We start from the raw sequence: 12407 nt of genomic DNA on the forward strand, positions 1-12407 counted from the left end.
GTCAATATGAAGCGTATTGGAGTTTTAACAAGTGGTGGAGATTCTCCAGGTATGAATGCTGCTGTTCGCGCGGTAGTAAGAAAAGCTCTATATGAAGGTATGGAAGTTTATGGAATCAATTATGGATTTGCCGGTCTTGTTGCTGGAGATATCCGTAAATTGACCCGCAGAGATGTTGGAGATATTATCCAGCGAGGCGGTACTTTCCTTTACTCAGCCAGATATCCTCAGTTCGCAACAGAAGAAGGTCAGTTAAAAGGAATCGAACAATTGAACCGCTTCGGCATTGAAGGACTGGTTGTCATCGGCGGAGATGGTTCTTACCGAGGTGCTTATGCACTGACAAAACATGGATATCCATGTATTGGTCTGCCGGGAACGATCGATAATGATATTGCCGGAACGGATTATACAATCGGTTTTGATACATCTATCAATACTGTATTGGATGCTTTAGATAGAATTAGAGATACAGCAACTTCTCATGTCAGAACATTTGTTATCGAAGTAATGGGTAGAGATGCGGGAGATATTGCATTGTGGGCAGGTGTTGCCAGCGGTGCAGAACAAATCATTATTCCGGAAAAAGGCTTTGACATTACAGGTGTGGCGGATAACATCCGTGAAGGAAGAGAAAAAGGGAAAAAACATACAATCATCGTTTTAGCTGAAGGTGTTATGGATGGAAAAGAGTTCGCAGAAAAATTAGATGCGATCGACAATTTCCATGTTCGTGTAACCGTATTGGGACACGTACAGCGCGGCGGATCTCCAACAGCAAGAGACCGAGTTCTGGCAAGCCAATTCGGCGCTGGAGCAGTGGAATACTTAAAAGCAGATAAAGGCGGTCTTTGCTTAGGAATTGTAAACGAGAAAATCGTTGCTAATGATATTGTAGAGACCTTAGACAATATGAAACACACACCAAACTTGGATCTATATAAATTGAACCAAGAAATTTCAAGCTAGTCTAGTTTTAATCTATTCTTGCTTGATCAGACCTCAGTAACCAGACTATAAAAAATTACGAAAGTGGGAGTCAATTCTTATGAAAAAGACAAAAATCGTTTGTACGATCGGACCAGCTAGTGAGTCGGTAGAAACTCTAACAAAACTTATGGAAGCAGGTATGAACGTTGCACGATTGAACTTTTCTCATGGTGATCATGCGGAACATCTTCAACGTATCAAAAATATTCGTGAAGCAGCAGCTAAAACGAATAAATTGATCGCAATCATGTTAGATACTAAAGGTCCTGAAATCAGAACCCAAAACATGGTAGACGGCAAAATCGAAATCGTTAAAGGCAGTACTGTTCGCGTTTCTATGACTGAAGTAGAAGGAACTCCTGAAAAATTCTCTGTAACATATACAGATCTAATCAACGATGTAAATCCTGGATCTAGTATTTTATTGGACGACGGACTAATCAACCTGCAAGTAACAGATATTGAGCACGACAAAGGCGAAATCGTTACAACTGCCTTGAACACAGGAATCTTGAAAAACAAAAAAGGCGTAAACGTACCAGGTGTATCCGTTAACCTTCCAGGACTAACAGATAAAGATAAGAGCGATATCCAATTCGGTCTTGAAAACAATATCGATTATATCGCAGCTTCATTCGTACGCCGCCCATCTGACGTTCTTGAAATCACTGATTTGTTAGAAAAAACAGGAAACACGCATGTACAAATCATTCCTAAAATCGAGAACCAAGAAGGTGTCGATAATCTTGAAGAAATTATTAAGATTTCAGACGGACTAATGGTTGCTCGTGGAGACTTAGGTGTTGAAATTCCAGCAGAAGAAGTACCGATCGTTCAAAAACAAATGATCCGTATGTGTAACGCAGCTGGAAAACCAGTTATCACTGCAACTCAAATGTTAGACTCTATGCAAGCTAATCCACGTCCTACACGTGCTGAAGCTTCCGATGTTGCGAACGCTATTTTTGATGGTTCAGATGCTATCATGCTCTCAGGTGAAACAGCTGCCGGAGACTATCCAGTTGAATCTGTACAAACAATGTACAACATTGCGATCCGTACAGAAGCTGCTTTAGTAGGACAAGATACTTTTGCCCTTAAAGCATTTGACCAAGGCGACATGACTGAAGCAATCGGTCAAGCTGTCGGACATACTGCACGCAACTTAAACATCAATACAATCGTCGCAGCAACTGAATCTGGACATACTGCACGTATGATTTCTAAATTCCGTCCTAAAGCGGATATTCTAGCTGTTACTTTCTCTGAAGAAACTGCTCGCGGTTTGGCTCTTCAATGGGGCGTTATTCCAACATTGTCTGAAAAACCAACTTCTACAGATGATATGTTCAACTTGGCTACTCAAACAACTATGGAAAAAGGATTTGCTAAAGAAGGCGACTTGATCATTATTACAGCAGGAGTACCTGTTGGCGAACGCGGAACAACTAACGTTATGAAGATCCAATTGATTGGGTCAAAGCTCGTTAGTGGTCAAGGAGTTGGTTCTGAATCTGTTATTGGAAAAGCAATTGTTGCTTCTTCTGCAGATGAAGCTAATGAAAAAGCTGTTGAAGGCGGCATCTTGGTCGTGCAAAACACGGATAAAGACTATCTTCCTGCAATTGAAAAATCAGCTGCAATTGTTGTAGAACAAGGCGGATTGACTTCTCATGCAGCGGTTATTGGAATTGCTATGGGTATTCCAGTAGTTGTATCTGCTGAAAGTGCTACAGAACTGATCGAACAAGACGAATTGATCACCGTTGATGCTCGTCGCGGAATTATTTATCGCGGAGCAACTACAGCGATCTAATACGAAGAAATGAATGACTGAACGATAAAGCAACATGATTAGACGATGAGATCATCGACATCTTGGAATAAGTTGAATTTCAGATAACTTAAACTGATCTGGAGTGGATACAAAACTTTCTCTAAGATTGCGGGTCTCATCGTTTTTTTATATTAAAAAAGGAGTGAGCAGAGTGGCAAAGTATGGAGAAACAATCATGGCGATTGTTACTGATCAAAATGAAAAAGAAACTTTTGTACAGAACAGCGGAGTAACTTACAAAGTAATAGATGATGCTGCAGAAACTCTTTCATTAGGCCAAACTATAGAAGGATTTACCTATCTTGACAAAAAGGGCACACCAGTCTTCACAAGGGAAATACCAGAAGTCAGAATTGGTCATTACGGATGGGGAGAAGTTGTAGAAGTCAGAAGAAATCTTGGAGTTTTTGTCAATGTTCAATGGAAAGATAAAGATTTGGTTGTTTCACTGGACGATCTTCCAAATGAAGGACATTTATGGCCGAAAAAAGGAGATCAATTATATCTGACTGTTCGTATTGATGAAAAAGACAGAATCTGGGGAGAACTAGCGCAGGAAGAAGATTTTGTTGCTATCTCAAAAACTGGAACAAAAGAAGAACATAATTCAGATGTAAACGGTCATGCTTTTTTGTTAAAGAAAAGCGGTACGTATTTCTTTACTGAGGATCACTATATTGGGTTTGTTCATCCGTCTGAGCGAGAAAGAGAACCTAGACTTGGCGAGCATATCAGCGGAAGAATCATTGGCGTAAGAGAAGATGGTGTCTATTATGTATCCTTGCTTCCTAGAGCCTATGAAGTGTTGGATGAAGATGCTGCGATGTTATTAGAAGTTTTGCGCCGGTCTTCTGATCAACGTTTTCCTTTTAATGATAAAAGCGACCCTCAAGCCATCAAGAATCAGTTCGGCATCAGTAAAGGTCAGTTTAAGCGCGCACTCGGCAGATTAATGAAGCAGCGCCTGATTACTCAAGATGAAAACGGGACTCAACTTGTTGACGAAACATCTGATGAAAGCTGATCTAGTGGAATTTGGTTGTATCTGGCAATATTCTATTTTATACTGATGATAATCTAGTACTGTACTGATTAGACATCAGGAGTATGTGAATCCAAGGAGAAGCATATGAAAAGAACGGACAGTAAAATAAAAACAATCACTCAAACATTATACAGTGCAGGATTTAAACTTACCCCTCAAAGGCAAGTCATTTTGAAAGTTCTGCTTGAAAATGAACACTTGAGTGCGGAAGAAATCTATTTAAAAGTCAAGATTGAAAATTCAAGTGTAGGTTTGGCAACCGTGTATCGAACCTTGGATTTGCTGCGTGACTTGAATGTTTTAAATAAAATGACCTTTCAAGACGGTATTTCCAGATATGATCTGAATAACAGCGGACATTTACATCAACCGCATTATCTGCTCTGCCAGAAATGCGGGAAAATCGATGAAGTCGAAAACGATCTTTTGCTTGAAATCGAGAAAACGATTGAAGAACTGTATCATTTCAAAGTGAATGATCATCGGCTGACTTTCCAAGGAGTTTGTCGATCCTGTCTAGAGCAGTCTTGAACTGAACTAAGGAGCAATGCCAGGTGACAGTAGAATTCGGAAGAGGAGCGTTAGAGGAGTACCTCATTTTTTTAAAAATTGAACGAGGCCTTTCTAAAAATTCTATTGAAAGTTATCAAAGAGATTTAATGCAGTATCTCTTCTATTTGAAGGAACAGAACATTACCACTTGGGACCAAGTTGACCGGTATATGATCTTGAATTTTCTAGAACATCAGAAGAACGGACATAAAGCTGATAATTCGTTGATTAGAATGATTTCAAGTTTGCGCCGCTTTCACCAGTTTATGAAACAGGAGGCCATATCAGCTGAGGATCCCATGCTTTATATCGATACACCGAAAAAAGCACAAACCTTGCCGAAAGTTGTTTCCTTGAAGCAGATTGATGTTCTGTTGTCGATTCCAGATGTCTCCAATAAAATCGGTATTCGGGATCGAGCGATTTTAGAAGTGATGTATGCGACTGGGATTCGTATCTCAGAACTAGTGAATCTGAAACTAGATGAGCTGCACCTTTCCATGAATTTAATACAGACAACTGGAAAGGGAGATAAAGAACGTATTCTGCCAATCGGCGAGCAGGGAGTCAAGTGGCTGGAATATTATCTTGAATACAGCAGACCAAAGCTGGAAATGCACGCCTCTCAAGAGTCTGCTTATGTCTTTTTAAATTTACGAGGAACACAGTTGAGCAGGCAGGGTGTCTGGAAAAAGATCAAGAAGATGGTCCAGCAAGCCGGTATTACTCAAAATGTTACGCCTCATACCTTGAGACATTCCTTTGCAACACATTTGCTGGAAAATGGCGCTGATTTAAGAGTGGTACAAGAACTGCTAGGGCATTCCGATATCTCAACCACTCAAATCTATACGCATATTACCAAACACAGACTTAAAGAAGTTTATGATACTTATCATCCGCGCGCATAATCAATATTATAGGAGGAATATAGATGAAATACGATAGAATACATTTAATTGTCATGGATTCTGTAGGCATCGGCGAAGCGCCAGATGCAAAAGAATTTAATGATGAAGGGGCACATACCCTTGGCCATATTGCAGAAAACGTGGACTTGAAACTGCCGAATCTGAAAACTTTGGGATTGGGCAATATTGAGCCGCTCAAAGGAGTAGAAGAAACACCGGCAAGTATCGGCTACCACACTAAGCTGGAAGAAAAATCAGTAGGTAAAGATACAATGACTGGGCATTGGGAAATCATGGGATTGCATATTGATAAGCCATTCAGAGTTTTCCCGGACGGCTTTCCACAGGAACTTATTCAGCAGATCGAAGAGCATACAGGTCGTAAAATCGTTGGGAATAAACCTGCTTCAGGTACAGAAATTATCGACGAATACGGTCAGCATCAGATTGAAACAGGGGATTTGATTGTTTATACATCTGCGGATCCAGTGTTGCAGATTGCGGCACATGAAGACGTTATCCCACTGGAAGAGTTATATGAAATTTGCGAGTATGTTAGAGACATTACAAAAGATGAGCCCTATATGATCGGCCGAATTATTGCACGTCCTTATTTAGGAAAGCCAGGTCAGTTTACGCGTACAAGTAATCGACATGACTATGCCTTGAGCCCATTTGGACATACGGTGCTGGACTCACTTAAGGATAGTGGGAAAGATGTTATTGCAGTCGGCAAAATCAACGATATCTTTAATGGTCAAGGAATAACAGAATCCGTTCGTACCAAATCCAATATGGACGGTGTTGATCAGTTGCTTAAAGTAATGCAAAAGGACTTCAATGGATTGAGTTTTACAAACTTAGTAGACTTTGATGCATTATTTGGACACCGTAGAGATGTTGAGGGTTATGCACAAGCGCTCGAAGAATTTGACGCAAGGATTCCCGAAATTTTAAGTGAACTCAATGAAAATGATCTGCTGATCATCACGGCTGATCACGGAAATGACCCAACACATCATGGGACAGATCATACAAGAGAATTTGTACCTGTTATGATTTATTCACCTAGTTTAAAAGACAATGGCGCAATTCCTCAAGGGTTCTTTGCAGATATCAGCGCTACGATCGCTGACAATTTCGGTGTTGACAGCACAGGATTCGGAACAAGCTTTCTTTCTGAGCTTAACTGATTCAGCTGAAAATAATGAATAATAAGGAGTCGATTAAATGGATAGAACATATTTAGACAGTATTGGAAGTGCCGCTGTATATTTAAAAAGCAAAGGAATCGAGCATCCGGCAGTGGGATTGATCTTAGGATCTGGATTAGGAGAACTGGCGGATGAAGCTGAGGATTCGATTGTCATACCTTATGAAGATATTCCAGGATTTCCTGTATCTACAGTAGAAGGTCATGCGGGCCAATTAGTTTACGGTACTCTTGGCGGAAAGAAAGTGCTCGCGATGCAAGGAAGATTCCATTATTACGAAGGATATTCTCTGGAGTCAGTTACTTTCCCAGTCCGAGTAATGAAAGCACTAGGTGTTGAAACATTAGTAGTGACGAATGCTGCTGGTGGTGTCAATTCAACATTTAATCCGGGAGACCTGATGATTATCTCAGACCATATCAATTTCACTGGAGTTAATCCATTGATGGGTAAAAACGAGTCAACTTTGGGACCGCGATTTACAGATATGACGGAAGCGTACGATAAAGAATATCAGAAACTGATTCGAGAATGCGCTGAAGCACAAGGACTTTCTGTTAAAGAAGGTGTATATTTCGGTCTTTCTGGTCCAACTTACGAGACACCTGCTGAGATTCGTATGATCCGCACATTAGGCGGAGATGCAGTAGGAATGTCTACAGTACCTGAGGTCATCGTTGCCAAACATGCAGGTCTGCGTGTAGCAGGAATATCTTGTATTACAAATTACGCAGCAGGAATGCAAGCAAACTTGGATCACGCTGAGGTTGTTGAAGTAACTACTCGTGTCAAAGAGTCTTTCAAATCACTCGTCAAATCATTAATTGAAAAACTTTAATGGAAGATTCAGCACTTTAGTAGAAATTTGATTATCTGAAGATAGATAAAGATGCACTGAGCCATCTTTATCTATCTTTTTTGTAGCTTGAAAAGTAAAGGTGAATTTGATTTTTCAAGTATATATCTGTATTATTGTCATGAGTAAAGAATTCTTTAAGACCGTTTAAACAGACTGTCTTCTACACTGTTATATATATAAGAATATGATAAAAGAAAAGTGGGTAACATAAATGGAACAATTTAATCACAGCACTCCTCCAGTTTTTCCAGGAACAATGAAAGTCAATGAGCAGAATCATCTAGAAATTGGCGGAATCGATACAGTAGCGTTAGCAGAAAAGTATTCAACACCGCTCTATATCTATGATATTGACTTAATCAAATCTCGAATCAATGAATTCAAGTCTGCTTTTTCTACGTATAAAAAAGAGACACAAGTAGCTTATGCCAGCAAAGCATTCTCTTCACTAGCGCTTTACCAGATTTTAGCTGAGGAAGGCGTGTCTCTTGATGTGGTATCTGGCGGAGAGCTTTATTTAGCCATCAAAGCCGGGTTCCCAGCTGAAAAGATTCATTTTCACGGTAATAATAAATCGCATCAAGAACTGGTCGAGGCGTTAAATGCCAATATCGGATGTATTGTTGTGGATAATTTTACAGAATTGGATATGATCAATCAGCTTACGACTCTGCATCAGAAAAAAATGAAAGTACTCATAAGGGTCACTCCAGGAATAGAAGCTCATACTCATGAATATATAACGACTGGACAGGCAGATTCGAAATTTGGATTTGATTTATCTTCTGGACAGGCAAGAGAGGCAGTGGAATTAGCACAGCAGCATCCTTATATAGACGTGATCGGCTTACATGCTCATATTGGTTCGCAGATTTTTGAAACAGCCGGTTATGAAGCTGTTATCGAGCGATTAATGGTAAATGCTAAAGAATGGAAAAAAGAAGTCAGATTTGATCTGCAAGTGTTAAACGTAGGCGGAGGCTTTGGAATCCGCTATACAAATGAAGATCAGCCGCTTTCAATAGGAGAATATGCTCTCAGTATTATAAAAAATGTAGAACAGCAAGCAAAGAATCTTGAATTGGCGCTGCCGGAGATCTGGATCGAACCGGGTCGCAGCATTGTAGGAGAAGCTGGGACAACGATCTACACAGTCGGCACTGAAAAAACTATTCCGGAAATCAGAAAATATATTTCTGTAGATGGCGGCATGGCAGATAACATCCGTCCAGCACTTTATGAAGCAGAATATACAGGTGTTCTGGCGAATAAGGTGTATGCTCCTTATGACTCAAAAGTATCTGTTGCGGGAAAAGCATGCGAAAGCGGGGATATGCTGATTTGGGACTTGGAGTTGCCGGAAGTCGAGCAGGGAGATTATTTAGCTGTCTTAAGTACAGGAGCTTATGGTTATTCAATGGCGAGCAACTATAATCGTTTACCTAGACCTGCGGTTGTTTTTGTGGAAAATCAACAGGACTTCTTAGCAATAAGAAGAGAAACGTATGATGATTTTATGAAATTGGAACAAGACATCCACCGTTCAGTATAACGTGCGTCACGAGGAGGGAAATATATGCTAGTAGAATTTAAATCTGATTACCAGAAGATTACTATGGGACTATTGTCTTATGTACCTGACTTAAAAGAAACAACGAGATTGATGAAAGAAATCGAGTGGTATCAGCAAGAAGACAATCGTCAGCTATATTTATGGAGAAGTGATGAGACAAACGATTTTGCCGGTGTAGTAGGGACTGAGATTGAAGAAGAGTTTGTACTTGTCAGACACATTTCAGTTAATCCATCTTATCGAGATGAAGGGTTAGCACATGAGATTTTAGATGCATTGTCAGATCGCTTCAGTCCCAAACAGCTTGTCGGTACAATTGAAACTGGATCTCTGATCACAAAGTGGCATACCGTAAAGAAATCAAATGACTCTGAGTAAAGGAATATGCAAATGAAAGCTCCTTGGAAAGTTAATCTGGATGTATTTGAAGGTCCTCTAGATCTTCTGCTCCATCTAATCAATAAGTATGAGATTGATATCTATGATATCCCGATTGCTAAAATCACAACTCAGTATATGGATTACCTGCATGCAATGCAGATTCTTCAGTTGGATGTAGCAGGAGATTATTTAGTGATGGCGGCTACTTTAATGTCAATCAAAAGTCAGATGCTTGTTCCCAGAAATGATGGATGGGATGAAGAAGGGGAAGATTTCATCCTGGAACAAGAAGATCCTAGAGAAGAATTAATGGAAATGCTGTTAGAGTATCGCAAATTCAAGAATGCAGCGTTTCAACTAGATGAAAAACAAAATGAAAGATCTGTTTATTTCACTAAGGAACCATCAGATGTTACAGCGTTTCAGCAAAATGTTCCGCTTAAGGAGGGGGAAGTTCAATTAACCGACCTCTTAGAAGCGTTTAAAACTGTGTTGAAGAGAAATGAATTAAAAGAACCGGAACGTACTACTATTGAAACAGAAGAAGTAACAGTCTCTGATAAAATCAGCTGGATTGAATGGAAATTTCAGAATAGTCATCAGAAGACGATGAAGTTTCATGCATTATTTGATATTTATTCAAAGCAGGAAGTCGTCGTAACGTTTCTGGCATTACTAGAGTTGATTAAAGAAAACAGAATCAGTTTTACACAAAAAGAAACCTTCTCAGAAATTGAACTAGCTTTTCTAGTTTGATCAGCAGCTTGAGATAGAAAGGAGAGCATTCATATGGATGAGTTGGCCATTTATGAGTCATTGCTGTTTGTAGCAGGAGAAGAAGGTCTAACGCTGAAAGAAATGGCAAAGTTGACAAATTCAACGACAGATCATGTCATTGTTTCTTTGGACCAGCTGATGAATGAATATAACCTGCGCAGTTCGAGTGCGCTCACGATTATTGAAACGGCCAGTAAATATAAACTGGTCACTAAAGAACAATATTCATCGATCGTAAGCGGTTATGCTCAGTCTCCTTTGACACAGAAACTCAGCAAAGCTTTGCTGGAAACATTAGCTATTATTGCATACAAGCAGCCGATTACACGAATGGAAATAGAAGAAATCAGAGGAGTGCAGCTTTCTACCGCCCTCCAAAAGCTGAAGTTGAGAGATTTGATCAAGGAAGTCGGACGACTTGAAGCACCAGGAAAGCCGGTACTTTATGGGACCACAGACTACTTTATGGATTATTTTGGATTAAATCATTTAAACGAACTGCCGGAATTGACGATTGATGAAGAAATTGAAGAGACTTCACTGTTTTTTGAGTCTTTTGAGCAATCCGTAGACTAATGCAAGACGTAAAAGAAAAGAATCAGGAGGAGCTTAATGGATAGATTACAGAAAGTCATGGCGCATGCCGGAGTGGCTTCAAGAAGAAAATCTGAACAAATGATAGAAGAAGGCCGAGTAAAGGTTAATGGAAAAGTGGTTACCGAATTAGGGTTGCAAGTGAAAAAATCGGACACAATTGAAGTAGACGGCGTACCCATTCAAAAGGAAAAACTCGTTTATTTTCTATTAAATAAACCTAGAGGGGTCGTTTCTACAGCCAGCGATCCTAAAGACAGAGAAACGGTTGTATCCCTGTTAGAAGGTATTGAAGAGCGAATCTATCCAGTTGGAAGGCTGGATTATGATACAACTGGGGTTCTGCTGCTCACAAATGATGGAGAGTTAGCGAATAAACTGATGCATCCAAGTTATTCAGTAGAAAAGACGTATGTTGCTAAAGTAAAAGGCTTAGTAACAAAAGATAAAATCAAAAAACTTGAGACAGGTGTAAAGATAGATAAAACGACCTCTTCTCCGGCTAAAGCTCGACTGGTCAATTATGATCGTAAAAAGAACATGTCAACAGTCGAGTTGATTATCCATGAAGGAAAAAATCATCAGGTAAAAAAAATGATGCAGGCGATTGAGCATCCAGTCGAAAAACTGACCAGAACACAATACGGCTTTTTGACCACTGAAGGCTTGCAGTCAGGCGTTTGGAGAGAACTTAAACAGTTTGAAATCAATAAACTAAAACAACTAGTTGAAGAAGCATAAAAGGTTTATTCTATTCTGTTGCTTGAGTAACTTATCTCGATTTTGGATTGAAATAGTGGAACATTCCCTAGAGGTTAGTTATAATTAGAGAAAGTATCCATTAATCTAAGAAAAAGAAATATAAATTTTACAACTATCAACAGTATCACGTGCTAAGGAGTGTCGAATTGTGACGGATGAAAAACAACAAGAAACCTTGGAACCATCATCAAAAAAATTATTGGTTGTCGACGATGAAAATCGAATACGCCGATTATTAAAGATGTATTTGGAAAAAGCGGATTACGAGATTGACGAAGCTGAGAATGGTAAAAAAGCTTTGCAATTAGCATTAGAAAATGACTACGACTTGATCCTTCTGGACTTAATGATGCCAGAGATGGATGGGATAGAAGTGGCAGAAGAATTGCGCAAAGAAAAAGAAACACCGATCATGATGCTGACTGCAAAGGGTGAAGAACTAAATCGTATTCAAGGATTTGAAGTAGGTGCTGATGACTATATTGTTAAGCCGTTCAGTCCAAGAGAAATCGTACTGCGTGTTTCAGCTATTCTGAAAAGAAGCCAAGCCAGCGGCGGAAGTGTCAGCCAATCTGCCAATGTTTCTGATACTTTGACACTCCCTCATTTGGAGATCGATAATGATTCTAGAAGAGTGACAGCGGATGGGAAACCAGTCAACCTCACACCTAAAGAATATGATCTGCTGCACTATCTGATGTCATCACCCGACCAAATTTTCGGAAGAGAGCAGCTGTTAAGAGAAGTCTGGAAATATGAGTTTTTCGGGGATTTGCGTACTGTTGATACCCATGTGAAAAGATTGCGTGAAAAACTGAAAAAAGAATCTCAGACAGCGTCTAAAATGATAGAAACTGTATGGGGATTAGGATATAAGCTGAATTCATATCCTAATGAAGAAGAGGAGTAGAG

13 protein-coding genes are annotated in these 12407 nt (G+C 39.7%); all 13 read left to right on the forward strand.

Annotated elements, in window-relative coordinates; genetic code table 11:
- Nucleotides 1-6: 6 nt before the first annotated feature.
- The 13 genes from pfkA (at nt 7) to B6F02_RS05220 (ending at nt 12405) form a co-directional block, all read left to right on the forward strand.
- A complete protein-coding gene (pfkA, locus tag B6F02_RS05160) occupies nt 7-969 on the forward strand; it encodes a 6-phosphofructokinase (protein ID WP_080146307.1) in 963 nt (320 codons plus the stop codon).
- Nucleotides 970-1048: 79 nt separating this feature from the next.
- Nucleotides 1049-2806 carry a pyruvate kinase gene (pyk, locus tag B6F02_RS05165; RefSeq protein WP_080146308.1) on the forward strand — a complete coding sequence of 586 codons (1758 nt, stop codon included), beginning with the start codon at nt 1049-1051 and terminating at the stop codon, nt 2804-2806.
- Nucleotides 2807-3002: 196 nt separating this feature from the next.
- Entirely contained in the window at nt 3003-3851 is an 849-nt protein-coding gene (locus tag B6F02_RS05170; protein WP_080147379.1) for a CvfB family protein, read from the forward strand.
- 105 nt (nt 3852-3956) lie between these two features.
- On the forward strand, nt 3957-4403 hold the full coding sequence (locus B6F02_RS05175) for a Fur family transcriptional regulator (RefSeq protein WP_080146309.1): 447 nt from the start codon (nt 3957-3959) through the stop codon (nt 4401-4403).
- A gap of 23 nt (nt 4404-4426) precedes the next feature.
- Nucleotides 4427-5335 (forward strand): site-specific tyrosine recombinase XerD, encoded by a 909-nt coding sequence (gene xerD / locus B6F02_RS05180; protein WP_080146310.1) that lies wholly within the window; start codon nt 4427-4429, stop codon nt 5333-5335.
- 23 nt (nt 5336-5358) lie between these two features.
- Entirely contained in the window at nt 5359-6528 is a 1170-nt protein-coding gene (gene deoB / locus B6F02_RS05185; protein WP_080146311.1) for a phosphopentomutase, read from the forward strand.
- Between the two features lie 37 nt (nt 6529-6565).
- The gene (locus B6F02_RS05190; RefSeq protein ID WP_080146312.1) at nt 6566-7387 is read left to right on the forward strand and encodes a purine-nucleoside phosphorylase; all 822 of its coding nucleotides are present in this window, start codon (nt 6566-6568) and stop codon (nt 7385-7387) included.
- 232 nt (nt 7388-7619) lie between these two features.
- Complete coding sequence (gene lysA / locus B6F02_RS05195; protein ID WP_080146313.1) at nt 7620-8960, forward strand: diaminopimelate decarboxylase; 1341 nt, start codon at nt 7620-7622, stop codon at nt 8958-8960.
- A 24-nt stretch (nt 8961-8984) separates the two neighbouring features.
- The gene (locus B6F02_RS05200; protein ID WP_080146314.1) at nt 8985-9359 is read left to right on the forward strand and encodes a GNAT family N-acetyltransferase; all 375 of its coding nucleotides are present in this window, start codon (nt 8985-8987) and stop codon (nt 9357-9359) included.
- A 12-nt stretch (nt 9360-9371) separates the two neighbouring features.
- Complete coding sequence (locus B6F02_RS05205; RefSeq protein WP_080146315.1) at nt 9372-10118, forward strand: segregation/condensation protein A; 747 nt, start codon at nt 9372-9374, stop codon at nt 10116-10118.
- Between the two features lie 33 nt (nt 10119-10151).
- Complete coding sequence (scpB, locus tag B6F02_RS05210) at nt 10152-10715, forward strand: SMC-Scp complex subunit ScpB (protein WP_080146316.1); 564 nt, start codon at nt 10152-10154, stop codon at nt 10713-10715.
- A 36-nt stretch (nt 10716-10751) separates the two neighbouring features.
- On the forward strand, nt 10752-11474 hold the full coding sequence (locus tag B6F02_RS05215) for a pseudouridine synthase (protein ID WP_080146317.1): 723 nt from the start codon (nt 10752-10754) through the stop codon (nt 11472-11474).
- A 169-nt stretch (nt 11475-11643) separates the two neighbouring features.
- Complete coding sequence (locus tag B6F02_RS05220; protein ID WP_306293714.1) at nt 11644-12405, forward strand: response regulator transcription factor; 762 nt, start codon at nt 11644-11646, stop codon at nt 12403-12405.
- Nucleotides 12406-12407: the final 2 nt, after the last annotated feature.

Origin of the sequence: Marinilactibacillus piezotolerans (genome assembly GCF_900169305.1) — a bacterium.
In the GTDB taxonomy this organism is placed as follows: Bacteria; Bacillota; Bacilli; order Lactobacillales; family Carnobacteriaceae_A; genus Marinilactibacillus; species Marinilactibacillus piezotolerans_A.